The following is a 24,819-nucleotide window of genomic DNA, read 5'->3' on the forward strand; positions in this document are numbered from 1 at the left end:
CGAAGGAGATCGTAAACAGGTTCTTAGCGCGCGGCTTGCTGGCGAATAGCCAGCAAGGCCTGATTGCGCAAGGTTTTCAGCAGGCTGAGTTGCTCCGGCGCGATGGCCAACGATCCCGCTTGGCGGCGGTCGCCGTAGAGTATGCCCAGCTTGCGTTTGTCCAAGGACAGCGGCAGCAAGACGAAGGTGTGGGCCACGCTCATTTGGCGATACCAGGCCGGGATGTGCTGGGCGATGGCCGGCGCGTCGATGTCGTCTATCAGCATGTCGGCGTTGCGCTCCAGCGCCTTGCGGAACAGGCTGTCGCCGCTATCGATGTCGGCCCGTAGCGCCGGCAGCAGCAATTCCACCTTTTCGCCGAAACCGAAGCGGGCTTGCAGCGGCAGGTCGGTCCCGCTGCGCGCGCAGATCAGCGCGTGGTCGAAGCCCAGGCCGCGGTACATGGTTTCCAGAATGATGCGCAGCAGGTCATTGAGTTTGTAATCGCCCAGCAGGGTGTTGGTGATGTCCTGAACGCCAGCGGACAGCACGGCGATCCGGCCGGCGGAGCCGGCGGTGGCTTGCAGCCGGGTGGGGTCCGGCGCCGTTGGCGGAGGCGCGCTGGCGGCGGGCGGCGGCGCGCTCTTGTTGAGTCTGGCCTGGCGCAAGGCCTGTGAACGCGGCCCTTGGCCGGCCTCCGGCCCCAGCTCCACCAGATAGGCGGATAGCAGGGTCTGCGCCTGCGCCAGCTGCTGCTCCAGGGGCGCCCACTCCAGCGCCAGCGCCCGGCTGTAGCGTTGCAGCAGCTTGCGGCTGGCCTCGGCTTGATCAATGCCGCTCTGAGTCAGCTGGCAAACCAGTTCGCGGCACAGCGAACTTAAGGCCTTCATCCGCATCTCGCTGGTTTGCGGCTGACGCACCGCGCCGGCCGGCATCGGCTCCATGCCGGTCAGAATCCGTTCCGGGAAGCGCCACAGCGCGGCGGTGGCGGCGCCCAGGTCGGCGTAATGGGCGCCCAGCGTCTGGTGCGCGGCTTGGTCGACGCCGGCGCCGGCGTCGATCAGCATTTGGATTTGCCGGTATTCGTCACGGAAATAATTGACGCACAGCAGTTCGCCCAAGTTTTGCAGCATGCCGCAAATCAAGGCCTCTTCCGCCTCGCGCACGCCGCAGGCCGACGCCAGCGAGCGCGCCAGCAGGCCGGTGAACAGGGTTTTGATCGCCACGTCGCGGATCTCGTCGGCATGGGCGCGGTTGTGCAGGTGTTCGAACAGCAGCAGGCTGAGCGCCAGATTGCGTATGGTGTCGAAGCCGAGGATCACGATGGCGCGGGAAATGGTGCTGACCGCGCCGCCGTACTGGCTGAAATTGGCGGAATTCACCACCTTCAGCAGTTTATTGGTCAGCGATACATCCTTGAGGATGGCACTGGACAGCGCTTGCAGCCGCTCGCTGTCGGCGTTGTTGCTCTTGTTGATGGCGGCGATCGCCTGCGACAGCGCCGGGAAGTCCGGCGAGTGGCGCATGCGTTGCAGCAGGTGGTCCAGCGCGGCGCGGCCGCCTTCCTGGCGATTAAAGCGCTGATGGCGGGCCAGCCAGTCTTGCAGGCCGGCCAGCGCGCGGCGGCAGGCGCCGGCGTCGGCCGCCGGGTCGCGCAGCGCGGCCAGCCATTGCTCCAATTCCGGGTCGCACTCTCGTTCCGGCGCGCCGGCGCTGATTAGCCAGCGCAGTAATTGCTCGGCCTGCAGCAGTTCCTGACGCAAGCGTTCCGGGCTCAACGTCTGGCAAGCGTGCTCGCCTAGCAGCGCGACGCGTTGATGGATGTCGGCCAACACCGTTTCGGGGTAGAGCCGCCCCAGGCATTTCCCGCTGGCGTGCAGGTGGATCAGCGGTTCCAGGATGTCGCACGCCAGGCCGATGCGTTCGGCCAGCGGCAGCGCCTGCAGCGTTTTCAGGCGCAAGGGCTGTAGCGTGTCCTGTCGGTAGACGGCGTAGTGTTTGCCGTCGAGGCGGACTTGTCCCTGCCAGGCTTGCAGCAAGGGGTGGCGGAAGGCCGGGCGCGGCGGCGTGTCGGGCAACTCCGACTTGGACTCCATCAACGCCAGCGCCTCGCCGTCGTGGTTGGCCAGTAGCACCGACAAGCCATCCGGGCAGTTCAGCGTGGCGACGATTTGGTATTCCGGCTCTGCGGCGGCGCTCATCGCTGTCTCCATGCGGCTTGCGTGTTTGTACTAATGTAGACAGTTATTGGGGCGCGAGCCGAAGATTCCACTGCGTTTGCTTGGGCATTCTTATTGCCCTTTGGACTAATTGTTGATTTGCTAAGAGCATATTGATATATCCAATCGGTTTTGATGCGCCGATGGGCTTTCGGTAGATTTGAACGCATCTACAGGATGGGCAGGAAGCATGGACATCGGTCATCAGAGGCTGACTCACCTCAAGCAGTTGGAAGCGGAGTCGATTCACATCATTCGCGAAGTGGCCGCGGAATTCGAAAACCCGGTGATGCTGTATTCGATAGGCAAGGATTCGGCGGTGATGCTGCATCTGGCGAAGAAGGCTTTTGCGCCGGGCAAGCCGCCGTTCCCCTTGATGCACGTGGACACCACCTGGAAGTTCAAGGAAATGATCGCGCTGCGCGACAAGCAGGCGCGCGAGTACGGCTGGGACTTGATCGTCCACGTCAACCAGGATGGCGTGGACGCCGGCATCAACCCGTTCACCGCGGGCAGCGCCAAGCACACCGACGTGATGAAGACCGAGGGCCTGAAGCAGGCCTTGAACAAATACGGCTTCGACGCGGCTTTCGGCGGCGCGCGCCGCGACGAGGAAAAGAGCCGCGCTAAAGAGCGGGTCTACTCCTTCCGCGACCGCAATCACCGCTGGGACCCGAAGAACCAGCGTCCGGAGCTTTGGAACATCTACAACAGCAAGATAGACAAGGGCGAGAGCATACGGGTGTTTCCGCTGTCCAACTGGACCGAGCTGGACATCTGGCAATACATCTTCCTGGAAAATATCGAGATCGTGCCGCTGTACTTCGCCGCCGAACGGCCGGTGATCGAGCGCGACGGCACGCTGATCATGATAGACGATGAGCGGATACTGGAATATCTGAGCCCGGAAGAGAAGGCCGGCATCGAAACCAGACAGGTTCGCTTCCGCACCCTGGGCTGTTATCCGCTGACCGGCGCGGTGGAGTCCCAGGCGGCCACGTTGCCCGACATCATCCAGGAGATGCTGCTGACCCGCACCTCCGAACGCCAGGGCCGGGTGATAGACCACGACAGCGCCGGCTCGATGGAAAAGAAAAAGATGGAAGGATATTTCTGATGACCCACCAATCCGATCTGATCGCCGGCGATATTCTGGAATACCTGCGCCAGCACGAAAACAAGGACCTGCTGCGCTTCATCACCTGCGGTAATGTCGACGACGGCAAATCGACCCTGATCGGCCGGCTGCTGCATGATTCCAAACTGATTTTCGAGGATCAACTGGCGGCGATAGAGCGAGACTCCAAGAAGTACAACACCACCGACCAGGAGATAGACCTGGCCTTGCTGGTGGATGGCTTGCAAGCGGAGCGGGAGCAGGGCATTACCATCGACGTGGCTTATCGCTATTTCAGCACCGACAAGCGCAAATTCATCATTGCCGACTGCCCGGGCCACGAGCAGTACACCCGCAATATGGCCACCGGCGCGTCCACCAGCAATCTGGCCATCATCTTGATCGACGCCAGGCGCGGGGTGCAGACTCAGACCCGCCGCCACAGCTTCATCGTCAGCCTGTTGGGCATTCGTCATGTGATTGTGGCGGTGAACAAGATGGACCTGGTGGATTACGACCCGGCGGTGTTCGAGCGTATTCGCGACGAGTACCTGGCCTTCGCCGAGGGCCTGGAGATCCCGGACATCCGCTTCGTGCCGATTTCCGCGCTGCGCGGCGACAATGTGGTTGGCCGTGGAGAGGGCGCCCCCTGGTATCAGGGGCCGACGCTCATGCAGCTGCTGGAAACGGTGGAAGTGAGCAGCGACGTGGCGCTGGAAGCCTTTCGCCTGCCGGTGCAGTACGTGAACCGTCCCAATCTGGACTTCCGCGGCTTCTGCGGCACGATCGCCGCCGGCGAAATCCGTCCCGGCGACGAAGTCGTGGCGCTGCCTTCCGGCCGCCGCAGCAAGGTCAAGGCGCTGGTGGCCTATGAAGGCGAACTGGCCGCGGCCGGCGCCGGCGAGGCGATCACGCTGACGCTTGAGGACGAGATCGATGTGTCGCGCGGCGACATGATCGTGCGCGCAGATCAAGCGCCTCCGGCGGTGACCGGAAGCCTGGACGCTCATCTGGTGTGGATGCAGGATGCGCCGCTGCGCGCCGGAAAGGAGTACGGCTTCAAGCTGGCCGGCAAGTTTGTCACGGGCCGTGTGGAGGCCATCCTGCACCAGGTGGACGTCAACACCCTGGAGAGGAAGCCTGCGGAGGCGTTGCATCTGAACGAGATTGCGCTATGCCGCATCAGCTTGAACGCGCCGGCGGTGATAGACGCCTACGCCGCCTGTCGCGGCACCGGCAGCTTCATCGTGATAGACCGGTTGAGCAACGCCACCGCCGGCGCCGGCATGATTGCGGAGGCCAGGACAGAGCAGGTTGCCGCGCCGCAGGACGAATTGCAGCGGCTGCGCGCCTTTGAGCTGGAGTTGAACGCGCTGGTGCGCAAATACTTCCCGCACTGGGAGGCCAAGGACATCGGCCAGCTGTTCCCGCGCTGAGCGGGCGTTGCGGGTTGTCGATGGCCCGCCGTCCTGGTTAGAGACTGTTGAACGTTTCGCGGGCAAGAGCGAGGCAAGGCGAAAGCGGCTGAGAAAGCGGAATGTGGGCGTGGTGCATGAGCATTTCGAGGCCGTTCTCGCCGTGCAACGCCTCACGAAGCGAGTAGATCGTAAACAGGTACTTATGGCGGGCTGTCCGTTTTTCGACCTGTTGTTGCAGGAATCGGCCACGCCGGTTTACAGCCGGCGGCGGTCTGCCTACAATCCGGCAGCTTCAATTGGCGCGTTGTATCCGCTGTGGTTTTCGCAGCGGCGTGGTTCTGTTTCGTCCCGTCTGCTTAGGCAGCCGCGGTCCACTCGGTTTCCCCCTCCGTCTTTCGCTTGAAGCGCCGGCAACGCCGCCCGCGGCGCTGTCGCATCGACTGTAATCCACATAGAAAAGATAAAACATGACGTTTGCGCTGAAACACATCGCAGGCGCAACCGCTGCCATCTTGCTGGCAGGCCCGGTTGCAGCCAAGGATTTCACTGTCGCCGTGATCTACGATCAGGCCGGCAAGTTCGACAAGAGCTTCAATGAAGCGGCATTCAACGGCGCCGAACGTTTCAAGAAAGAATTCCACATCAACTACCGCGAAGGCCAGGTCAGCAACGATGCTCAGAAAGAGCAGATGCTGCGCAATATGGCGCGCAAGGGCGCTGATCTGGTGGTGGCGGTGGGCTTCGCCTACACCCAATCCATCGAGACCGTGGCCAAGGAATTCCCCAAGGTGAAGTTCACCCTGGTGGATTCGGTGGCCAAGGGCCCGAATGTGCAGAGCATCGCCTTCAAGGAGCAGGAAGGCTCCTTCCTGGTGGGCATGGCCGCCGCGCTCAAATCCAAGAGCGGCAAGGTGGGCTATCTGGGCGGCATGGATGTGCCGCTGATCCGCGCCTTCGGCTGCGGCTACGCCCAGGGAGCCAAGTACGCCAATCCCAAGGCGGTGGTGATGCAGAACATGATCGGCACCACCCATGCCGCCTTCAACGACCCGGCGCGCGGCGGCGAACTGGCCAAGAGCCAATTCGATCGCGGTGTGGACGTGGTGTTCGCCGCGGCGGCGCTGTCCAATATGGGCGTGATCCAGGCGGCCAAGGGCGCCAAGAAGTTCTACATCGGCGTGGACAGCAACCAGAACTATCTGCAGCCGGGCGTGGTGCTGACCTCCATGGTCAAGCGCGTGGACAATGCGGTGTACGAAACCATGCGCGACGCCAAGAACGGCGCGTGGAAGCCGGACGTCAAGCTGATGGGCTTGAAGGAAAACGGTGTGGACTGGGCGCTGGACCAGCACAACCGTTCGCTGATCACGCCTGAGATGGAGAAGAAGATTCTGCAGGCGCGCAAGGACATCGTCAGCGGCAAGATCAAGGTGGTGGATTACCGCGCCGCCAATCGCTGCCCGGTGAACTGATCCGTCGGGATCGCGCCGGGCTTGGCGCGGCGACGTGAAAACGGGCAAGACCATTTGGTCTTGCCCGTTTTTCTTTGTGGATCGTGAATAGGCACGTAAGAACCTGTTCATGATTTTCCCAGTGCGTTGAGGCTTTGTTGGCTAAATAGGAAATCACGTATCCGATGCGCCCCAGGTCCCTTCAAGCCTGCTGACGGGACCCGGCGGGAAGCCGTAGGCCAGGCTTGCAGGGCGGCCTTTAGGGGACTACGTGCGAATCTTTGATTCGCTCAGTGACAGGGAGATTTGGCCGCGCAAATCTCCCTTTCCGTTTTATTCCCTCGCGACGCTGCGCTTGCCTCGCTCGGTCACGGCGGAACCGGCCCTAAATCATTATCCGCGTAGCGGACTCAATGTTTTGAGGCAATGGTCCCACTCGGAAAGATCGTAGACCGTCCCTCAGATCCCCAGCGTCGCGCCGCCGTCCACATACAGATTATGCAGCGTGATGTGGCGCGCCTGATCCGACAGCAGGAACAGCGCGGCATTGGCCACATCCTGCGGCGTGGCGATGCGGCGCAGCGGGATGCCGGTACGGTACTGCTCCAGCGAGCCTTGCAGGATGGCCGGCGGGATGGCGTCGTCGCTCCACAGCTGGCGCTGCATCGCGGTGTCGGTGGAGCCGGGCGACACGATGTTGCAGCGCACGCCGAACTCGGCCAGCTCCAGGCCCAGGCACTTGCTGAACTGGGTGGTGGCGGCCTTGGACGCGGCGTAGGCCGCCATCTGGGTGCGCGGCACTTCGGCGGCGTTGGAGCCGACGGTGACGATGCCGCCCTGGCGGCGCGCCTGCATGCGCCGCGCCACCGCGCGGCTGAGGAAGAACACGCCGTGGGTGTTGACGGCGAAGCTCTGCAGCCAGTCCTCGTCGCTGAGTTGCTCCACCGTGCCCAGGCGCAGCACGCCGGCGACATTGGCCAGCATGTCGATGGCGCCGATCTCGTCCTCGATGCGCGCCACCGCCTGTTCCACCGCCGCGCCGTCGCGGATGTCCAGCGGCAGCGGAATGATGCGGCCGTCGGCGTGAGCCGGCGCGTGCAGCGCCAGCTGCTGCAGGCCGTCAGCGCGCAGGTCCAGGGCCGCCACGCGGCAGCCCTGGTCCGCCAGCGAGCGCGCCAGCGCCGCGCCTATGCCCTGGGCCGCGCCGCTGACCACGGCCAGCCGGCCGTGGAATTCCGGATAGCTGGCGCTCATGCGGCCACCCTGTCCAGCTGGCGCGCCAGCAGTGCCTGCCAGGCGTTGACGCTGGGTTGTTGCGCCAGCTCGATGAAGTCGATTTCCGCGCCCAGCGCGCGCCACTGTTCCAGCAAACTCATCAGGCGGATGGAGTCCAGACCCCAGTCCAGCAGATTGTCGTCCAGGCCGATGTCGCTGGCCGGCTGTTGCAACAGCTCGGCGATGGCGACGCGCAGCGCTTCAGCGCTGGGCGCGGCGCTGGCCGGAGCGGCCAGTTGATTCAGCAGGCGCTGGCTATCCAGGGTCACGCCGCAGCGCTGGGCGACGTATTCCAGCGCCATCGCGTGGCGTTCGGCGGAGAAGTCGGCCAGGCCATCGGCGACGAAGAAGGGCTGGATGTCGTACATGAAGGCGTCCAGCGCGGTGCTCATGCAGCCGATGTGGGCGTAGATGCCGCATATGATCAGCTGATCGCGTCCTTGTTGGCGCAGCAGGTTGAGGAAGGGCGAGCGCTGGAAGGCGCTGTAGCGCCACTTGGTCAGCACGGTGTCGTCGGCGGCCGGGCTCAGGCTGGCCACGATGGGGTGGCGTTCCGGGCGCGCCGGCAGGCCGGGGCCCCACATATCGTTGAGCAGGCCGCGGTCGCTGTCGGCCTGTTCCGCCGGCTGGGCGGTGTAGAACACGGGGATGTTGAGCTCGCGGCAGCGCGCGCGGATGGCGGCGATATTGCGCAGCGCGGTGGCCACAGGCTCGGCGTCTCGATCATAGAAATCCAGGAAGTATTCCTGCATGTCGTGGATCAGCAGCGCGGCGCGCTGCGGCGCCACCGTCCAGTTGACGCGGTTTTCCGGCAGTTGGGACGGGATGGCGTAGGGGGCGATGCGGGGAATGCTCATGCTTGTGACCTTTGGGTGGGCTGTGCGGCCAGTTTCTGTTCCAACATCTGGCGCAGGGTTTTCTTGCTGACTTTGCCGACGCTGGTTTGCGGCAGGGTGTCGACCAGTTCCAGCCGGTCCGGAATCTTGTAGGCGGCGAGGCCGCGCTCGCGCAGGAAAGCCGCCACTTGGGGCAGGCGGATCGCCTGTTGCTCGCGCGGGATGATGAAGGCGCAGGAACGCTCGCCCAGATAGGGGTCGCTCATCGCCACGATGGCGACGTCGCGCACCAGCGGGTGGGCCAATAGGTGGTTTTCCACTTCCTCGGCCGATATCTTTTCGCCGCCGCGGTTGATCTGATCCTTGGCGCGGCCTTCCACCGTCAGATAGCCGTCGGCGTTCATGCTCACCAGGTCGCCGGTGCGGTAGAAACCGTCTGCGGTGAAAGCGCGCTGATTGTGGTCTGCTGCGCGCCAGTAGCCGCGGATGGTATAGGGGCCGCGCGTCAGCAGATGGCCGACTTCGCCCGGCGCCACCGGCTGGTCCTCGTCATCGACGATGCGCACTTCGTCGTCTGCGCTGATTGGCCTGCCCTGGGTGTGTAGCACCCGTTCCGGGCCGTCGTCGAGCCGGGTGTAGTTGACCAGGCCTTCCGCCATGCCGAACACCTGCTGCAGTTTGCAGCCCAGCGCGGGCTCGACGCGGGCGGCGAGCTCGGGGCCGAACTTGGCGCCGCCCACCTGCAGCAGGCGCAGGCTGGCCAGCTTGCCGGGCTGCTTGGCGGCGGCGTCCAGCCACAGCGGCACCAGTGGAGGCACCAACGCGGCGATAGTGACGGACTCGGCCTCAATCAGCTCGAAGGATTCGTCGACGCTGGGGCCGGAGGCCAGTACCACGGTGCCCCCGGCGTGGAACACGCCGAAGCTGCCGGGCGAACTCATCGGGAAGTTGTGGCCGGCCGGCAGCACGCACAGATAGATGCTGTCTCGGCTCAGGCCGCAGATTTCGGCGCTGGCGGCGAAGCTGTACAGATAGTCGTCATGAGTGCGCGGAATCAACTTGGGCACGCCGGTGCTGCCGCCGGAAAGCTGGAAGAAGGCCAGGCCGCTGGCATCCGGCTCCGCGGGCAGCGGCTGGTCCATCAGATAGAGGCTGTTGAGCGGGGTGTAGTCGCCGGCGTCGCCGGCCACGATCACGTGTTGCAGCGAGGGCGCCAGCGGCAGCAGCTCGGCCGCCAGAGTGCGGTAGTCGAAGCCGCCGTGCTGGTCGGCGCAAATGTAGACCGCGGCGTCGGTGTGCTGGCAGAAGTAAGATACTTCGGCGCGGCGATGCGCCGGCAGCGCGAACACCGGCAGCATGCCGAGACGGAACAGCGCGAAAGCGACGATGAAGAACTCGGCGCAGTTAGGCAGCTGCACCACGGCGCGCTGGCCGGGGCGCAGGCCGCGGGCGTACAGGCCGGCGGCCAGGCGTTCGGCGTAGAGCTTGAGTTCGCGGTAGTTCAGCCGCTGCTTGCCGGCCACCAGGGCCAGTTTTTCCGGCTGTTGCTCGGCCTGGGCCGCCAGCATGGAAAACAGGGTCTGGCCCTGCCAATAGCCGGCCTCGCGGTAGCGGCGGGCAAAGTCTTCCGGCCAAGGGGTCCAGTCCAGTTGTTGCTCGCTCATGCCGCCTCCGCCAAGTCTGCCAGGCCCATCGCGCGCAGCATGGTGCGGAACTTGGCCGCGGTTTCAGCCAGTTCGCTTTCCGGCAGCGAGCCGGTGACGATGCCGGCGCCGGCGAACAGACGCAGCGTGCGCTCTGCGATTTCGGCGCAGCGGATGGTGACCGCCCATTCGCCGTCGCCGTTGCCGTCGCACCAGCCCACCATGCCGGTGAAGAAGCCGCGGTCGAAGGGTTCGATCTCGCGGATCAGCTTGCGGGCCGGGTCCGCCGGGAAGCCGCATACCGCCGGGGTGGGGTGCAGCGCGCGGGCCAACTCGAAGGAGCCCACGGTCGGGTCGATCAGTTCGCCGCTGATGCGGGTGGACAGGTGCCACATGGTGGCGGTAGACACCAGGGACGGGCCGGCCGGCACTTGCAGATTGCGGCAATACGGCGCCAAGGCCTCGACCACGGCGTCGATCACCAGCTTGTGTTCGTACAAGTCCTTGCCGGATTCCAGCAGGGCGTCGGCGCGGCGGCGGTCTTCAGTCGGGTCCGGACTGCGCGCGGCGGAGCCGGCCAGCGGATTGGTGATCACTTGCCGGCCGTAGCGCGCCAGCAGCAGCTCAGGGCTGGCGCCCATCAGCGCCCGGCGCGGCGCGTCGTCCGCGCTCAGCTGCACCGCGAAGGTGTAGCCGTGCTGGTTCTGGCTGGCCAGATTGAGCAGCAATTGACGCTGATCTATGGCTTGTTGGGCGGAAAGCTCTAAGGTGCGCGACAGCACCACCTTATCCAGCGCGCCGCTGCCGATGCGGTCCAGCGCGTCGCTGACGCCTTGGCAGTAAGCGGCTGGCGCCGGCTGCGGGGTCAATTGGCAATCGGCCTGCAAAGGTTGGCGCAGAGCGCTGCGTTGTTCCTGTTTCAGCGCGTCGGCGCGGCGCACGCGCCGCGGCACGAACAACCAGGGTTGTTGTTCCGGCATGAAGGGAATGGCGCCTACCACTACGGCCTGAGCCGGGTCCGGCTGGGAGGCCAGCGCGGCGGCAATGGCGGCGCTGGGGTCGGTTTCGGTGATCACTTGCTGGATGCCTTCAGCCAGGAGAGTGTGGCATGGCGAGGCGAAGAAGAAGGCGGAATCGGCCTGGTAGGCGGCCAACAGATTGTGTTTGCCGCTATAGGCTGGATCGAGTGAGGTTTGGTTCATCGCTGTTCCTGAGTCCACTGGGTAGGTGGGGGATGGCTCGTTTTGAGCGTCGATGGCGAATATAAATGATAATCGTTATCTATTGCAATACGGTGATATTACGCACAGATGATATTGATTTCACATTTTTGCTCTAGAACTTCGCAGGGGTAGAGGCTAGGTTTTGGGCGTCTTCGTTAATGTTTGCGCCTTTTTCTGTTGCTGCGCGGGGGCGGCGGGGATGCAAAGGGGCGCATGAAGTCAGGCAATGCGAAGGCGAAAGGCGGGGTCACATGCCGGGCGATTGGACTAATTTTGTTAAAAACGCAATTGACAATCATTCTCAATAAAAATATCGTAGCCGCCAATTGAACCGCTTGCATGGCAGGCGCAGGATGGAGAATGACAATGTATTCCGAAGGCAGCGACAGCATGGACGGCGTTCCCGATAGTGCGCAGGCGGCGGAGCCGATGAGCTTGCGGCGTTTACCCTCGCCGCGCGAACTGATGGCCGACGCGATGGCGGACGATAGAGCGCGGGAGACGGTGACGCGCGGGCGCCGCGCGGCCCAAGCGGCATTGGCCGGAACCGGTTCGCGGCGTCTGCTGCTGTTGCGTTTGCCGCTGCCGGCCTTGTTGGAGCAGGCAGGGCAGTTGGCCGCGTGGCAGTTGCGAGAGGGGGGCTGGAGCGTGCTGGTCCAACCGCTTGCCGGCGCGACGACGGGACGCGGAAGGCAGGCGTTGTTGGAGCAAAGAAGGGTTTATTTGCAGTGCTTGGCCGCGGGCGTGCCCTTGGCGCATGTCTTGATTCAACTTAATGAGATGGCGTATCTGAGCGATCTGGTCAGCGCGGCGCTGCTGCCGCCAACCGTGATTGAGAGCCAGATTCACCGCGAGCTGGCATCGGCTCTGCCTTGCCCGGTGCTGCTGGAGCCTGGCGACGCCGACAAGCTGCAGATCGCGCGCGACGCTCGCCAGGCGGTGGCCGCCAGCCATCGATTCCCGATGCTGTTGAGCGAGGGGCGGGTGGGGCTGGTGGAAAGCGCCGGCAATCCGGACGGCGCGGTGCTGTTGGGGCCGGGCATGGCGGCGGGAGACGCCCCGCACTTGCTGGCCTTCGACGACGCTCCCGAACGCGGCGAAGACTGGGCGCCGGCTTGCGGCGGCCTGACGCTGACCGCGTCCAGCGTGACGGCGGCCCAGCGGCGTTTCGAGCGCTGGAGAACGTCTGATCTGTTGGCTACGGCCGGCTGAACTTAGAGCTTGTTTACGATTTGGCCGATGCGGGCAGATCGTAAACAGGCGCTTAGCGGCTACTGCTTAAACAATCGCGTCCACTGCCCTTGGCGTGGTAAAGCGCCTCATCGGCCCGCGCGTAGCAACTGGCGACGTCGTCGTCTGGCCGCAGTTCGGTCAGCCCGATCGAGCAGGTGTAGCCTAGTTCCGGCTTGGCCGCCAGCGGACGGTCCCGCCGCGCGGCGGCGAGAATCCGTTCACAGCACTGTTCGGCTTCAAGCAGCGAGGTTTGCGGCAGCAAGAGCATGAATTCCTCGCCGCCCAAACGCCCAAAACCATCCCTTTGCCGTAGCTGAGCGCGCACGGTCTGGACGAAGCTGCAGATCACCTGATCGCCGGCTGGATGGCCCTCAAGGTCGTTGATGCGTTTGAAGTGGTCCAGGTCGAGGATGGCGAGGCAGGCCGGCGCCGAGTGCTCACGCCTTTGCTGCAGCAATAGTTGGAGCAACTGCATCAAATGGGTGCGGTTGCTGATGCCGGTCATTGGATCGGTCTGGGCGGCGCGCAAGGCCACATCGCGGGCCTGGCGCAGCTCGCGTTTGTCGGCCCGCAGCTCGGTGATGTCGCTGGCTTGGCACAGCATCCAGCCGTCCGCGCTCATCGTTTCCGTCATCCACATCCATCGGCCGTCGCATAAATCAGCCTCGAAAGCGCGATAAGGCAGCTTGCCGCGGCGCGAACAGGCGGAGCGCAACCAAGCTTCGATATCGTCGGTCTCTATCCGCGAGCCTTGTTTTTGCTGGTAGTTCCGTCGCATCAGTTCCGCCCAGCTCAGGCACTCCTCCTGCGTCAGGAAGAAGCTTTGTCGAAAGGCGGTGTTGGCGTAGCGCAGCATGTCGTGCCGGTCGAACAGCGCGACAAGAGCCGCGCTGTTGTCCAGCATGGCAAGCAGTGTGATGCAGAGGGCGTCCGTCATGGAGGTGGGCTACTCAAGCGTGTTTCAGTGAGTATCGTACCCGGTTGCCGTGCTTGCCAAGGCGCATGCTGCGCGTCACAACATGGTGAAGGCCGCCATGCCCACCAGCGCGCCGGTGGTGCCCAGTATCGTCTCCATCAGCGACCAGGTTTTCAGAGTCTGAGCCTCGTTGGCGCCGGTGAATTTACCGAATAGCCAGAAGCCGGAGTCGTTGACGTGGCTGAGCACGATGGAGCCGCCGGCGATACAGATGGACAGCGCGGCCAGCTGCGCGCCGGACAAGCCCATGGTCTCGATGGCCGGCAGCACCAGTCCCACCGTGGTCAGGCAGGCGACAGTGGCGGATCCTTGAATGATTCTGACCGCGGCCGCCAGCGCGAAGCAGGCGACGGCGATGGGCAGGCCGGCGCCGATCAGCGCGTTGCCCAGCGCCGGCCCCACGCCGGAATCCACCAGTACCTGTTTGAATACCCCGCCGGCGCCGGTCACCAGCAGAATGATGCCGGCCGGTTGCAGCGCGGCGCTGCAGATGCGCATGACCTGTTCCGCCTCCATGCCGCGACGGACAGCCAGGCCATAAATGGCGATCAGGCAGGCGGCCAGGATGGCGCTGAACGGATGGCCGATGAACTGCAGCCAATGGAAGACGGTCGAGCCCGGCGTCGCCAGATGGCTGCCCAGGGTTTTGCAGGCCACCATGACCAGCGGAAACAGCACCAACGTCAGGCTGAAGGCGAAGGAGGGCATGCGGTCGCGCTCCAGCGTCGGCTCACTGATGTCGTCCGGCAGGGCCAGGCTGACGTGCCGGCTGATGAAACTGCCGAACAGCGGGCCGGCCAGCAACATGCCGGGAATCGCCGCGGCCAGCCCGATGACGATCATCCAGCCGAAGTCCGCCTGCATCTGCGAGGCCAGCAGCATGGGGGTGGGGCCGGGCAGCAGGAAGGCCGCCGAGGCGGCCACGCCGGCGAACAGCGGCACGGCCAGCTTGACCACATTGCCGCCGGTGCGGCGAGCCACTGCGAACACCACGCCGATCAGCAGCACAATGGCGACGTCGAAGAACAGCGGCAGCGCGCAGACCAGCCCGGCCACGCCCAGCGCGTAATGCGCGCGCCGTTCGCCAAAGCTGCTCAAGAGCCGGCCGGCGATCTGATCGAGCGCTCCGGTTTCATGCAGTATCTTGCCGAACATCGCGCCCAGGGCCACCACCACGGCGAGGAAGCCTAGGGTTCCTGCCATGCCTTTTTGCATGGTGTCGGCGATTTTTTCCACCGGCATGCCTGAGGCCACGCCGGCCACGATCGAGACCAGCATCAACGCGATGAACGCATGCAAGCGAGCCTTCATCACCAGCAACAACAACAGGGCAACCGAGCCCAGCGCGGTCAATACGAGGGTTGCAATGGACATGTCAGCGCTCCTGGCGGGACTGGATCAGGCGCATCGCGTCGGCGACGACGTTGTTCAGCTCGGGGCGGATGTCCAGAGTATGGACATCGGTTTCGTCCGGCCCGGGTTCCTCTAGCGCGGCAAATTGCGAGGCCAGCATATCGGCCTTTTGAAAATGGCCTTGCCGGGCTTGCAGCCGTTGCAGGATCAGGTCGAAATCGCCTTTCAAGTAAAGGAAGGACAACTGCGGGTTGCCGGCGCGCAGCTGGTCGCGGTAACGCCGTTTCAGCGCGGAGCACACGATGATGGACAGCGCGTTGCTGCGTTGCATGGCGTAGGCGGCGTCGCTGAGCGCGCTGAGCCAGGGGTGGCGATCGGCGTCATCCAGCGGCGTTCCTGCGGCCATTTTGTCGATATTGGCGCGAGGATGCAGGAAGTCTCCGTCCAGTACGGCGCATGTCAGGCGCTGGGACAGTTGCGCGGCGAGCGCGGATTTGCCGCAGCCGGAAACGCCCATCAGCACGTAAACCTGATGTGGTGTGGAATTCATGAAGCCACTCCAATGAGTTGTCGAATTGTTTGAAGGCGGATCGTGATTGTTACCGGTAACATTACGCCGATAACAATATGTCGGCTTTGCAAGGCGCAGGCAAGCGTTTTGAGCGCCGGCCTTGACTTGGCTGCGGCGCTTTGAGGGTTTTGTCTTGATAAATAAAGGTTTTTTTGAGGGGAGGGTGTCGTATTCCGGCACTGGCCTAGACGCTGCCGCCCAGGCTTAGGGTGTAACCCAAGTCAATGACGGGATCGGTGTAACGCTGGCCGTGGATACGGCCTAGCAAGCGTTGCGCCGCCAGCCGGCCAATCGCTTCGCGCGGCGTGACCACGCTGGCCAGCCGCGGATGCAAGGCGGAGCCGATATCCAAGGCGTTGAAGCCGGCGACGGCAATACGCTGCGGCACGGCCATGCCCATGGCCTGGGCTTCCAGCAAGGCGCCGGCGGCGATGTCGTCGTTGGTGCAGAACACGCCGTCCAGGTCCGGCGCGGCGGCCATGGCTTGGCGCAACATCTCGCCGCCTAGCTGAAAGCTGGAGTGTTGCTCTGTCTGTATCTCCAGCGGAACCAGTCCGGCTTGTTCCATCGCCGCCCGGTAGCCGGCGGCGCGCAGCCGGGTGCGGCGGTCGAGGCGGGCGGCCAGGTAGACGATGCGCCGCTTGCCCCGCGCGATCATGGTCCGGGTCATGTCTTCGGCGGCGGCCTGGTGGTCCAGGCCCACGGCCAGGTCTATGGGCTGGGACGGCAGTTCCATCACCTCCACCACCGGAATCGCCGCCACTTGCAACATGCGCAAGGTGCGTTCGGAGTGGATGGTTTCGCACAGGATCAACCCATCCACCTGGAAAGACAGCAACTGCTCCACTTGCCGGGTTTCTTGTTCGACGTCGTAGCAGTAATGACCATACAGCGTATGGTAACCGGCTTCCCGAGTCACGGACTCGACGCCGTGAACCAGGTTGGAGAACACCTGGTTGGACATCGACGGCAACAACACGCCGATGGCGCGGCTCTTGGCCCGGGCCAGCAGGTCCGGCACCCGGTTTGGGATATAGCCCAATTGCTCCATCGCGCTGGAGATGCGCTGGCCGGTGGCGTCCGATACCAGGCTGGCGTTGCGCAAGTAACGGCTGACCGTCATTTTGGAAGTGCCTACCCGGTCTGCGATGTCCTGCAGCGACGGGCGCCTCGGCTTATCGCTCATGGCGCGGGTCCGGCGAGGCGGAAGCGGCGGCTTCCAGTGATAGGGCGAACGGCGCGAAACAGGTCATGCGGACATCGGCTCCCATGGCGGCGTGGTAAGTCAGGCAAGCCGCGATTGTAGACCGATTTCCGTCAAATGAGCTATGGCTAGTGGATGGCTGTGACCGTGGATCTCAGTTTTTTGGCATAAAAGCGCGCTTCGTCGCCGACGTCGCGAGGTTTAATCAGCCGGCAAGCCCAATAAGCGACGCAGATTGTTGATCACCTGCTGACGTTTTGCCTGCTCTTGCTGGTAGTCGCGGTCGGCGGCGGCGATGTCCGCCGAGCAGTGTGGGCAACAGGTTTCGTCGGGGTGGATGTATTGCTGGCATTGCCGGCACAGCGCCAGCTTGGCCGGCGGCTTGCCTTCGCGCGGCGCGGTTTTGCCCTTGTTTTTCCAAGTCAGCGCGATGACTTGGCCGCTGCGGCTGATTCGGCTGACTTCCTGGCCGCTGGCGATGTCTTCGGTGATCAAGTCGAATCGTCCAACGGCGAAGGAGGCGGGCGCGGCGTCCTGTAGTTTGACGATGCGCTCGCGCAGGCCCTGTTTTTCCAGCTCCAGCGCGCGGTAATGACAGTAGGGGTTGTTGCCGGGCTTGCCCAGCAGGGAGTGGGAGGTCCAGGTGCACCCGCCACGGCAGATGTCGTTGTAGTAGCAGCCGCGGCAATAGCCCCATAGATCCTCCACCGAGCGCAGGCGGCCAAAGTGGATGCCCTCGCTGTGGTGCCAGATGTCGTCCAGGCTCATATCGCGAACATTGCCGCCGGAAAAGCCGACGGTGGCCAGCGATGGACAGCCCTTGACGGTGCCGTCCGCCTCCAGCGCCAGCACGGTCTGGCCGGCGGCGCAGCCGCTCCAGTGAACCCGCTCGTCGCCAAATCCGCGCCACAGGCGCTCGTACGGGCCGTAGTATCCGATATTGTTGCCCACATTCATCAGCAGGCCGCGCTCCACGCCTTCGCGGTAAAGCCGCGCCAGCAAGGGCATCAGTTCCAGCAGTTGGTAGGGTTGCAGCAGCAGCTCGTCATTGTCCACCGCATTGCCCATCGCCACCGTCAACTGGATCTGCCAGTGGGTGGCGCCCAGTTCGATGATCTGGTCCATCAGCGCCGGCAAGTCCGGCATGGTGGCCGCGCCGATCTGGGTATTGACGCTGACGGCGAGGCCGGCCGCCTTGGCGCGGCGCAAGGCGTCCACCGCCTTGTCGAAAGCGCCCGGCACATTGCGCACCTTGTCGTGCAAGGGCGCAAGGCCGTCCAGCGATACGCCGACGCCGTTGAGGCCGGCGTCTATCGCCTGTTGCAGGCGAGCCGGGTTCAGATTTCGGCCGCCGGTCTGGATCGCGCAATACATCCCGTGGCCGCGGATGGCGCGGATCAATTGGGTCCAGTCCTTGCGCAGATAGGCTTCGCCGCCGATCAGGGTGATCTCGCGCGTGCCCAGCGCCGCCAGCGCGTTTATGACCTCCAGGCATTCGGCGGTGGACAGCTCGTTGGGGCGGCGGTGGCCGGCGCGGGAGCCGCAGTGCAGGCATTTCAGGTCGCAGGCCAGCGTGATTTCCCAAACCACGTGCACCGGGACGTAACGCTTGAAGTCTTCGTCGTCCAGATAACGGGCGGGACGGACGGTGGGGCGGTCATCGAGCATGAGCGGGTCCTTGGAAGGGGGCGAGGAGCGTCCGCTGGACGCCCCTGGACTTTGAGCTGCTTAGAACCTGTTTACGATCTGCTACGCGTGGTGAAACGTGGTTCGGCGAGTGCAACTTCAAAATGCTCATGTACCGTGTGTACACGCCGCTTGCTCAGCCGTTTTCGCCTTGCCTCACCTTGGCTCGCGAGATCGTAAACACGTTCTTAGCGTGCGGCGCCGTTCAATGCCGGCCTTCTAGGCGGGCGATTTCCGCATGCAGCTGCTTCAGCGCGGCTTCGATATTGTCGTGCTGCTTCAACTGTTCTTCCGCCTGAATGGCCAGCGACTTCATCTGCGCCAGATTGTCGCTGGAGCGGGATTGCTGAAGCGCAGCGGCGTAGAGCGGAATGGGGTGGGGGTAGGGCTTGCTGCCGGAGCGCGGCTCCGGATGCACGGCCGGGGCCTCGGTCACGATGGCGTGCGCCACGGTGTGCCAAGCGTTCTGGTAGAAGAAGCGGTAGCTGGCGTGGCCGTCCTTCCAGTTCTGGTCGAGAATGCCTTGCAAGTGGAAGGTTTCGGCGATCTGACTGTTGGGAGAGCTGGGGCTGCCGTCCAGCGACAGCACGATGTGGTGCTCGGCGGACGGGTCCAGTTTGGCTTGGCTGTAATGGCCCCAGACATTGGCCTGGAATTGCAGCGGCGGGCTGACGCTTTGGAAAATGCTGGCGTGGCCGCTGACCTTTTTCTGCGGCGTGTTGACCAGCAGGTCCAGGGTCAGGACCGGTGCGCCCAGCACCGGGGCGGAAACGATGTAACGGGTATGGAACAATCCTGTTGCTGACATGGAGCACTCCTTGGCGGATGGGGGAGAGACGGCGCTAGCCTATTGGCGTTCCAGCTTGGCGATTTCCGATTTCAGCGCGTCCAGTTCCTTGCGCAGTTGCGGCTGAGCGTCCAATTGCTGGCGGGCGTAGGAGGCCAGCGTTTTCATGTGGGCCAGGTCGCCGCTGGCGATGGCGCTTTGAATCGGCACGCCGTACAGCGCATTGATGGGCGGGTTGGGAAGAATCACCGGTCCGGGTCCCAGCGGCAACGGGAAATAGCGCGATTTCAGTTCCGGGTTGAGTTTGGCCGGCGCGTTTTCCACTTCCACCCACGCGGAACCGTTCAGATAGCTGTAATTGGCCACGCCCTGTTTCCAGTCCTGGCTCAGAACCAAGTGCAGTTTGAAGTTGACCGTGTTGCCGCTGTGGCCTTGGGCGGTGATCAGAATGCGGCCTTCGCTGGGCGGCATCACCGTCAGGTAGGTGTAGTCGCCGTGAACGTGGGAGTGAACGTCCAGCGGCGGATTGGTGGCCTGGGTGATGTGGGCGTCGCCGGTCACGGCGCTGCGCGGCGGCGCGACCAGCAGGTTCAGCGTAAGCCGTTGCGCGCCTTCCATGCCGGTGCCGATGAGGTAGCTGACGGGAAACAAGCCGATATCGGTTTGTGCGGTGTCTGACATAAAACCTCCGGAGAGTTAGGTGATGTTCCTGCCGGGCGAGCCGAGCGGGCTCGCTGGATCGCGAGAGTGTTCTTAGCGTCGTTCCAGGCGGGAGATTTCCTGCTTCAACTGATCGACGGCGGCGTGCAGATCGCCGTATTGGCGCAAGTGTTGTTCGCCTTGTTCCAGCAGGGTTTTCATCTGCGCCAGATTGCCTTCCGCAATCGCTTGGTGGATGGCGACGCCGTAAGGCAAGACTTGATGCGTGGGAAGATGGCTCATGAGTCGACCTGTTCCTTGAGAACCTGTTTGCGATCTGCTGCGCGTTGTGAGACACGACACGGTGAGTGCCGCTTCGAAATGTTCATGTGCCGTATGTGCATTCCGCTTTCTCAGCCGTTTTCGCCATGTCTCGCTTTTGCTAGCGGGATCGTAAACACGTTCTTAGCGCTGATTAACGAGATGACGGGCGGATGAGAGCGGGCCGCCCGCAAAGGGCTGCCGGACAAAGCCCGGCAGTGTTTATCGGTGTAGCAGTTGGGGGCGGCGGCAAACTGAACTTAAGGTCAGTTTTTATGAAGAACAAATACTTAAGTGGAAGTACCGAGCCGCGCGAACGCAGCCCGGAGCAAGGAAGAGAGGCTTAAAACCGGTTGGAGGGGCGAGCCAGATAGAACCACTCCTGGCCGCTGGGCGATTGAGGGTTGGGGAAGACGATGCGACCGTCGTCTATGGCCGTCACCGGGCTGCCGTCGGCGCGCCAGCCGATGAGTTCGCCTCTGCGCACTGGATCGAAGCTGGTCCAGTCGCGGGCGAAGCGGTCGCCATCGTCAAGTTTGTCCACCACTTCATACAGGCTCAGCGCTTCCAGAGGAGCCGGCGTGGGGGGCGGCGCGTCCATCATGCCCAGATGGGCCAGCGTATTGACGATGGCCTGGTAGGCGACATCCGGCGCGGCGGGGTCGTCGTGTTGGCCGCATTCCAGCGTCAGCGCCCAGCCGCCTTGTTGACGCATGTATTCGGTGGTGCCCACGCCGTATCGGGCATCGCCGCCGGCCGTCTTGCCGCGGCGGCTCACGCCCAGGGCGTAAGTGGACAGCCAGCCGTCCACTGCGCGGGCGACGCCCAGCCGCTGCGCCAGAGCCTCTTCCCGCGCGGCCAGGGCGAAGGGTTCGAGCTCGCCGGCGTTGTCGCGCGGGCCGAGGAAGACGAAAGGCCGGCCGGGGGACTGGAAGGAATGCAGGTCCAGCAAAACCTCATGTTCCGACAGCAAGGGGCACAGCCAGTTGGCGACGTGATCTTCGAAGTCGCCCGGCGCGTTGCTGGGCGCGAGATTGCGGTTCAGGTTGCGTTCGCCGCCGCGCTGGCCCAGCTGGAAAGCCAGCGGATTGACCACCGGAACCAGAGTCAGCCGGCCGGCGCGGAGCGCCAGCGCGCCTTGTTCCAGTTCGGCCATCACGCGACGGATGGCCAGCGCGCCGCAAACCTCGTTGCCGTGCACGGCGCCGGTGACGATCAGGCGCGGGCCGGCCCGCAAACTCTGGTAACGGTGGCTGGCGAAATGGGTGGGCCAGGCCGGGTTTATTTGAGCCATACGTCCTCGAAGTCAAAAGAGCCATTGGGATTCATCACGAAACCCTGCACATTGTTGCGCATCGGAATGTAAATGCGCGAATGGGCCATGGTGATCCAGGGGCGTTCGTATTTGAAAATTTCCTGGGCTTTCAAATAATACTGAGTGCGTTGCTTCTGCTCGGTGGCTTGCCGGCCGAGCAGCAGCAGCTTATCGAACTCCTGATTGCAGAAGCGCTGACCGCCCTTGCTGACGCTGCAGGACAGGGCGTTCCAGAGGAAGTCGTCAGGGTCGCCGGAGTTGCTGGTCAGGCCCGACATATAGACATCGTGTTCGCCGGCGGCGGCGCGTTTCAGGTACTCGCCCCATTCGTAGGACCGAATATTGGCCTTGACGCCTATCTTGGCCCAGTCTTGCTGGATCATCTGCGCCATCAGTTTGCCGTTGGGGTTGGTGGGCCGCTGTACCGGCAGCGCCCATAAATCCAGGGTGAAGCCGTTGGGGTAGCCGGCTTGGGCCAGCAGCGCCTTGGCCTTGGCCGGGTTGTATTCATTACGGGTTTTGGGGTTCCAGCTCCAGGTGGACGGCGGATAGGGGTTGACCGCCTGAGTGGCGCCGCCCTTGGGGAACATCGCTTTGAACAGGGCGTCGCGGTTGATGGCGATGTCCAGCGCCACGCGCACTTCGCGTTTGGCGAACTGCGGCCGTTTCAGATTGTAGGCCAGGTAGGAAATATTGCTGGCGCCGGTGGCGGCGATCTTGATGTTCTTGTCGGTGTTCAAGGTGTCCAGATCGGACTCGCGCACCGCCGCGGCCACTTGGCATTCGCCCGCCTTTAGCTTCTGGATGCGTACTTGCGGGTCAGTGACGATGGCGAAGATCAGGTTGCGGGTTTTTTGCGGCGCGCCCCAGTATTGAGGATTGGCCTCATAGCGCACGGTTGAATCCTTGGCGTAGCTCTTGAAGCGGTAGGGGCCGGTGCCGATGGGCAGCAGGTTGATCTGCGCGGGCTTGCCGGCCTGCAGCAGCTGCTGGGCGTATTCAGCCGACTGCATGCCGGCGAAGCCCATCGCGAAGAACGTCAGGAAGGTGGCGTTGCGCTCCTTCAGCCGGATCTTGACGGTGTGAGGATCCAGCTTTTGCACCGAGTCTATCAGTTTGACGAGGCCGTAGCCGTCCGGGCCGGTCAGCGGGGTCTTGAACGCCTGATTGAACGGCAGGTCCGGCCGGATCCAACGGTTGACGGTGAAAACCACGTCGTCGGCGGAGAAGTCGCGGCTGGGCTTGAAATACTCGGTGTGATGGAATTTGACGCCACGGCGCAGTTTGAAGGTGTATTCCAGCCCGTCCGCCGACACGCTCCAGCTTTCCGCCAGACCTGGGCGCAGCGCCACGCCGCCGCGCTTGAATTCGGTCAGCCCCTGGAAGACGGGCTTGACGATGTTGTAAGTGGAGGCGGTGTCCCACATCGCGGGGTCGAAACCTTCCGGCGAGGCTTCCGCGCAAAAGACCAGCGGCTTGGCCGCCAGCGCGGCGGCAGGCAAGGCGCCGACCAGCAACAGGGAAAGGGAGAGGATCGATTTTGTCATTTACGCTATCCTGAATTCTTGTTCGCGGCATGCGAATTGTCCGTCATCTACCGCTGTCGGTCCAAGACCATGGCAATTGGTTCCCGGCGCGGGCCGGCTTCGCGGTTTCGACGGACTTTGCGAGGGGGCGGTGATGGGGGGATCGAGAGTGCTTGTCGTGGGCGCCGGCGTAATTGGCCTGTGCAGCGCATGGCGGCTGGCGCGGGCGGGCTGGCCGGTCACGGTGTTGGAGCGGCGAGGCGAGGCGGCGGCCGGCGCCAGCCACGCCAACGGCGGCCAGCTAAGCTATAGCTATGTCGCGCCGCTGGCCGATGCGGGCGTGCCGGCCAAGGCGCTGGCCTGGCTGTTGAGCGCGGATGCGCCTATGCGTTTGCGTCTAAGCTGGGACGCGGCCCAATGGCAGTGGTTGTGGCGCTTTTATCGCGCTTGCAACCGTAAAGCCAATCGCGCCGGCAGCGCTCAGTTGTGGCGTTTGGCGCAAGAAAGCCGCGTGTTGCTTGAAGGGCTGCGCGAGGAGGGGTTGGGCGGTTTTGCCTGGCGGCGCAACGGCAAGCTGGTGCTGTACCGCAGCGCGGCGGCGCTGGAGCATGCGCGTCAAGGCGTGGCGGCGATGAGCGAGCTGGGTGCGTGCCAGCAACTGCTGGATACGGATGCTTGCCATGATTTGGAGCCGGCCTTGGCCGGACTAAGCGGGCCGATAGCCGGCGGCGTGCATACCCCTGACGAGGAAGTGGCGGATTGTCGGTTGTTCTGCCTTGCTATGCAGCGGCGGATGCTTGAGGAAGGCCTGGATGTCGAGTTCCGGTTTGGCCAGGAAGTTAGCGGTTTCGAAATGGCTCAGGGGCGAGTGCGGCAAGTCTTGCTGTCCGATGAGGCCTTGCCCTGCCGGCATCTGGTGCTGGCCGCCGGCGTCGGCGGCGCGGCGTTGGCGCGCAAGCTGGGCCTGCGGCTGCCGCTCTATCCGCTGAAGGGTTACAGCCTGGACATGCCCGCGGGGGAGTGTTTGCCGGTTCTAAGCGTCACAGATTTCGAGCGCAAGACCTTGTACGCGCCCATAGACGGGCGTCTGCGGGTTGCGGCGGCGGCGGATCTGGTTGGCTACGACGAAAGCCCGGATCCGCGGCGCGTGGCCGGCTTGCGTCGGCAAGTGAAGCGCGATTGGCCGCGGGCGGGCTGTTTGGAACAGGCTACGGAATGGGCCGGCTTGAGGCCGGCCACGCCGGACGGGGTGCCCATGATAGGGCGCGCGCCTGGCGGGCCGGCTAATCTCTGGCTGAATCTCGGACACGGCGCCTTGGGCTTTACCTTGGCCCTGGGCAGCGCCGAGCGGCTGGCGCGGGAGATGGCTGGAGGATGAATGAAGGGGAGTGCGAAGAGAATGAAAGCGGTCATCGCCATGGAGGAGTTGGCGGCGCATCCGGAGTACCTGTCGATTGCGGATATCGACGGGGTAAGACTGGACCTGCGCTATGCCTGCGCCAATAATTTTGTGGGACGGAATCTTTACGGCGACGCGGCGCCGGCGCTGTTGCATCGCCGCGCCGCCGAGCGCCTGGCCATGGCCGCGCGCGAGTTGCGCAGGCAACGGCCGGGTTTCCATTTGCGGGTTTTCGACGCGCTGAGGCCGGGGAGGGTGCAGCGAGTGTTGTGGGACATCGTCAAGGACACGCCGCAACGCATCTACGTAGCCGACCCCGCGCGCGGCTCGATTCACAGCTTCGGCATGGCTGTGGACCTAAGCGTGGAGGATGACGGCGGGCGTGAACTGAACATGGGCACCGGCTTTGACGACTTCACCGAGCTGGCGCAGCCGCAGCGCGAGCCGGAGTTGCGGCGGACGGGAAGGCTGAGCGAGGCGCAATTGGCCAATCGCTTGCTGTTGCGCCATTGCATGAGCCAAGCCGGTTTCAGCGGCATCGCCACCGAGTGGTGGCACTTCGAGGCGGCGGATCGGGATTGGGTACGCGCTCATATGCTGTTGATCGAATAATTAAGTGGATGCTGGCCTGCCTAATGCCGCCGGGCC

General features: G+C 63.9%; 21 protein-coding genes. 6 read left to right on the plus strand and 15 right to left on the minus strand.

Translation table 11 applies throughout. The features are described from left to right. Positions 1-23: 23 nt before the first annotated feature. Positions 24-2,180, minus strand: a complete 2,157-nt coding sequence (locus tag BR71_RS01280) for an HDOD domain-containing protein (protein WP_052370240.1) — start codon at positions 2,178-2,180, stop codon at positions 24-26. 208 nt (positions 2,181-2,388) lie between these two features. Between BR71_RS01280 and cysD the strand changes: the two genes are divergently transcribed. The 3 genes from cysD (at position 2,389) to BR71_RS01295 (ending at position 6,205) form a co-directional block, all read left to right on the plus strand. Beyond that, positions 2,389-3,315, plus strand: a complete 927-nt coding sequence (gene cysD, locus BR71_RS01285) for a sulfate adenylyltransferase subunit CysD (protein ID WP_019102169.1) — start codon at positions 2,389-2,391, stop codon at positions 3,313-3,315. Then, the gene (gene cysN / locus BR71_RS01290; RefSeq protein WP_043631495.1) at positions 3,315-4,751 is read left to right on the plus strand and encodes a sulfate adenylyltransferase subunit CysN; all 1,437 of its coding nucleotides are present in this window, start codon (positions 3,315-3,317) and stop codon (positions 4,749-4,751) included. Before cysD ends, cysN begins: the two co-directional genes overlap by 1 nt. A 449-nt stretch (positions 4,752-5,200) precedes the next feature. Then, complete coding sequence (locus tag BR71_RS01295; RefSeq protein WP_043631498.1) at positions 5,201-6,205, plus strand: BMP family lipoprotein; 1,005 nt, start codon at positions 5,201-5,203, stop codon at positions 6,203-6,205. A 438-nt stretch (positions 6,206-6,643) separates the two neighbouring features. Here the strand turns inward: BR71_RS01295 and BR71_RS01300 are convergent, their stop codons facing one another. The 4 genes from BR71_RS01300 to dhbC are packed head-to-tail and all read right to left on the minus strand — an operon-like array spanning position 6,644 to position 11,140. Continuing rightward, positions 6,644-7,438 (minus strand): 2,3-dihydro-2,3-dihydroxybenzoate dehydrogenase, encoded by a 795-nt coding sequence (locus tag BR71_RS01300; protein ID WP_043631501.1) that lies wholly within the window; start codon positions 7,436-7,438, stop codon positions 6,644-6,646. Then, entirely contained in the window at positions 7,435-8,316 is an 882-nt protein-coding gene (locus tag BR71_RS01305) for an isochorismatase family protein (RefSeq protein ID WP_043631503.1), read from the minus strand. Before BR71_RS01305 ends, BR71_RS01300 begins: the two co-directional genes overlap by 4 nt. Then, positions 8,313-9,959, minus strand: coding sequence for a (2,3-dihydroxybenzoyl)adenylate synthase (locus BR71_RS01310; RefSeq protein ID WP_043631506.1), 1,647 nt, complete (start codon positions 9,957-9,959; stop codon positions 8,313-8,315). The genes BR71_RS01305 and BR71_RS01310 overlap by 4 nt, the downstream gene beginning before the upstream one ends. Beyond that, a complete protein-coding gene (dhbC, locus tag BR71_RS01315) occupies positions 9,956-11,140 on the minus strand; it encodes an isochorismate synthase DhbC (RefSeq protein ID WP_052370241.1) in 1,185 nt (394 codons plus the stop codon). The genes BR71_RS01310 and dhbC overlap by 4 nt, the downstream gene beginning before the upstream one ends. Before the next feature lie 381 nt (positions 11,141-11,521). Between dhbC and BR71_RS01320 the strand changes: the two genes are divergently transcribed. Then, on the plus strand, positions 11,522-12,373 hold the full coding sequence (locus tag BR71_RS01320) for a DAHP synthetase I family protein (RefSeq protein WP_143330212.1): 852 nt from the start codon (positions 11,522-11,524) through the stop codon (positions 12,371-12,373). Between the two features lie 52 nt (positions 12,374-12,425). Here BR71_RS01320 and BR71_RS01325 read toward each other — a convergent pair whose 3' ends face one another. The 10 genes from BR71_RS01325 to BR71_RS01370 all read right to left on the minus strand — a co-directional run bounded on the left by BR71_RS01325 (position 12,426) and on the right by BR71_RS01370 (position 22,793). Beyond that, positions 12,426-13,331, minus strand: a complete 906-nt coding sequence (locus BR71_RS01325) for a GGDEF domain-containing protein (RefSeq protein WP_043631518.1) — start codon at positions 13,329-13,331, stop codon at positions 12,426-12,428. A gap of 75 nt (positions 13,332-13,406) precedes the next feature. Beyond that, positions 13,407-14,744, minus strand: a complete 1,338-nt coding sequence (gntU, locus tag BR71_RS01330) for a gluconate transporter (protein WP_043631522.1) — start codon at positions 14,742-14,744, stop codon at positions 13,407-13,409. A gap of 1 nt (position 14,745) precedes the next feature. Then, entirely contained in the window at positions 14,746-15,273 is a 528-nt protein-coding gene (gene gntK / locus BR71_RS01335) for a gluconokinase (protein WP_043631525.1), read from the minus strand. Positions 15,274-15,478: 205 nt separating this feature from the next. Beyond that, complete coding sequence (locus tag BR71_RS01340; protein ID WP_043631528.1) at positions 15,479-16,480, minus strand: substrate-binding domain-containing protein; 1,002 nt, start codon at positions 16,478-16,480, stop codon at positions 15,479-15,481. 219 nt (positions 16,481-16,699) lie between these two features. Beyond that, a complete protein-coding gene (locus tag BR71_RS01345; protein ID WP_043631531.1) occupies positions 16,700-18,166 on the minus strand; it encodes a GDL motif peptide-associated radical SAM/SPASM maturase in 1,467 nt (488 codons plus the stop codon). A 223-nt stretch (positions 18,167-18,389) separates the two neighbouring features. Further along, positions 18,390-18,992 carry a DUF1842 domain-containing protein gene (locus tag BR71_RS01350; RefSeq protein ID WP_043631534.1) on the minus strand — a complete coding sequence of 201 codons (603 nt, stop codon included), beginning with the start codon at positions 18,990-18,992 and terminating at the stop codon, positions 18,390-18,392. Between the two features lie 39 nt (positions 18,993-19,031). Then, the gene (locus tag BR71_RS01355; protein WP_043631538.1) at positions 19,032-19,652 is read right to left on the minus strand and encodes a DUF1842 domain-containing protein; all 621 of its coding nucleotides are present in this window, start codon (positions 19,650-19,652) and stop codon (positions 19,032-19,034) included. A gap of 72 nt (positions 19,653-19,724) precedes the next feature. Next, positions 19,725-19,913, minus strand: coding sequence for a DUF1843 domain-containing protein (locus BR71_RS01360; RefSeq protein WP_043631543.1), 189 nt, complete (start codon positions 19,911-19,913; stop codon positions 19,725-19,727). A 361-nt stretch (positions 19,914-20,274) separates the two neighbouring features. Continuing rightward, positions 20,275-21,225, minus strand: a complete 951-nt coding sequence (locus tag BR71_RS01365; RefSeq protein ID WP_052370242.1) for a succinylglutamate desuccinylase/aspartoacylase family protein — start codon at positions 21,223-21,225, stop codon at positions 20,275-20,277. Next, positions 21,213-22,793 carry an ABC transporter substrate-binding protein gene (locus tag BR71_RS01370; RefSeq protein ID WP_043631546.1) on the minus strand — a complete coding sequence of 527 codons (1,581 nt, stop codon included), beginning with the start codon at positions 22,791-22,793 and terminating at the stop codon, positions 21,213-21,215. The genes BR71_RS01365 and BR71_RS01370 overlap by 13 nt, the downstream gene beginning before the upstream one ends. A 133-nt stretch (positions 22,794-22,926) precedes the next feature. Between BR71_RS01370 and BR71_RS01375 the strand changes: the two genes are divergently transcribed. Further along, positions 22,927-24,150, plus strand: a complete 1,224-nt coding sequence (locus tag BR71_RS01375) for a D-amino acid dehydrogenase (protein ID WP_043631549.1) — start codon at positions 22,927-22,929, stop codon at positions 24,148-24,150. A 21-nt stretch (positions 24,151-24,171) separates the two neighbouring features. Beyond that, on the plus strand, positions 24,172-24,783 hold the full coding sequence (locus tag BR71_RS01380; protein ID WP_043631552.1) for a M15 family metallopeptidase: 612 nt from the start codon (positions 24,172-24,174) through the stop codon (positions 24,781-24,783). Positions 24,784-24,819 lie beyond the last annotated feature (36 nt).

This window comes from Chromobacterium haemolyticum DSM 19808 (assembly GCF_000711885.1).
In the GTDB taxonomy this organism is placed as follows: Bacteria; Pseudomonadota; Gammaproteobacteria; order Burkholderiales; family Chromobacteriaceae; genus Chromobacterium; species Chromobacterium haemolyticum.

What these genes read in the sequence shown, in the direction of transcription:
- BR71_RS01280 (WP_052370240.1), bottom strand. Translation starts at nt 2,180, where the DNA reads ATGAGCGCCGCCGCAGAGCCGGAATACCAAATCGTCGCCACGCTGAAC.
- cysD (WP_019102169.1), top strand. Translation starts at nt 2,389, where the DNA reads ATGGACATCGGTCATCAGAGGCTGACTCACCTCAAGCAGTTGGAAGCG.
- cysN (WP_043631495.1), top strand. Translation starts at nt 3,315, where the DNA reads ATGACCCACCAATCCGATCTGATCGCCGGCGATATTCTGGAATACCTG.
- BR71_RS01295 (WP_043631498.1), top strand. Translation starts at nt 5,201, where the DNA reads ATGACGTTTGCGCTGAAACACATCGCAGGCGCAACCGCTGCCATCTTG.
- BR71_RS01300 (WP_043631501.1), bottom strand. Translation starts at nt 7,438, where the DNA reads ATGAGCGCCAGCTATCCGGAATTCCACGGCCGGCTGGCCGTGGTCAGC.
- BR71_RS01305 (WP_043631503.1), bottom strand. Translation starts at nt 8,316, where the DNA reads ATGAGCATTCCCCGCATCGCCCCCTACGCCATCCCGTCCCAACTGCCG.
- BR71_RS01310 (WP_043631506.1), bottom strand. Translation starts at nt 9,959, where the DNA reads ATGAGCGAGCAACAACTGGACTGGACCCCTTGGCCGGAAGACTTTGCC.
- dhbC (WP_052370241.1), bottom strand. Translation starts at nt 11,140, where the DNA reads ATGAACCAAACCTCACTCGATCCAGCCTATAGCGGCAAACACAATCTG.
- BR71_RS01320 (WP_143330212.1), top strand. Translation starts at nt 11,522, where the DNA reads ATGACAATGTATTCCGAAGGCAGCGACAGCATGGACGGCGTTCCCGAT.
- BR71_RS01325 (WP_043631518.1), bottom strand. Translation starts at nt 13,331, where the DNA reads ATGACGGACGCCCTCTGCATCACACTGCTTGCCATGCTGGACAACAGC.
- gntU (WP_043631522.1), bottom strand. Translation starts at nt 14,744, where the DNA reads ATGTCCATTGCAACCCTCGTATTGACCGCGCTGGGCTCGGTTGCCCTG.
- gntK (WP_043631525.1), bottom strand. Translation starts at nt 15,273, where the DNA reads ATGAATTCCACACCACATCAGGTTTACGTGCTGATGGGCGTTTCCGGC.
- BR71_RS01340 (WP_043631528.1), bottom strand. Translation starts at nt 16,480, where the DNA reads ATGAGCGATAAGCCGAGGCGCCCGTCGCTGCAGGACATCGCAGACCGG.
- BR71_RS01345 (WP_043631531.1), bottom strand. Translation starts at nt 18,166, where the DNA reads ATGCTCGATGACCGCCCCACCGTCCGTCCCGCCCGTTATCTGGACGAC.
- BR71_RS01350 (WP_043631534.1), bottom strand. Translation starts at nt 18,992, where the DNA reads ATGTCAGCAACAGGATTGTTCCATACCCGTTACATCGTTTCCGCCCCG.
- BR71_RS01355 (WP_043631538.1), bottom strand. Translation starts at nt 19,652, where the DNA reads ATGTCAGACACCGCACAAACCGATATCGGCTTGTTTCCCGTCAGCTAC.
- BR71_RS01360 (WP_043631543.1), bottom strand. Translation starts at nt 19,913, where the DNA reads ATGAGCCATCTTCCCACGCATCAAGTCTTGCCTTACGGCGTCGCCATC.
- BR71_RS01365 (WP_052370242.1), bottom strand. Translation starts at nt 21,225, where the DNA reads ATGGCTCAAATAAACCCGGCCTGGCCCACCCATTTCGCCAGCCACCGT.
- BR71_RS01370 (WP_043631546.1), bottom strand. Translation starts at nt 22,793, where the DNA reads ATGACAAAATCGATCCTCTCCCTTTCCCTGTTGCTGGTCGGCGCCTTG.
- BR71_RS01375 (WP_043631549.1), top strand. Translation starts at nt 22,927, where the DNA reads ATGGGGGGATCGAGAGTGCTTGTCGTGGGCGCCGGCGTAATTGGCCTG.
- BR71_RS01380 (WP_043631552.1), top strand. Translation starts at nt 24,172, where the DNA reads ATGAAAGCGGTCATCGCCATGGAGGAGTTGGCGGCGCATCCGGAGTAC.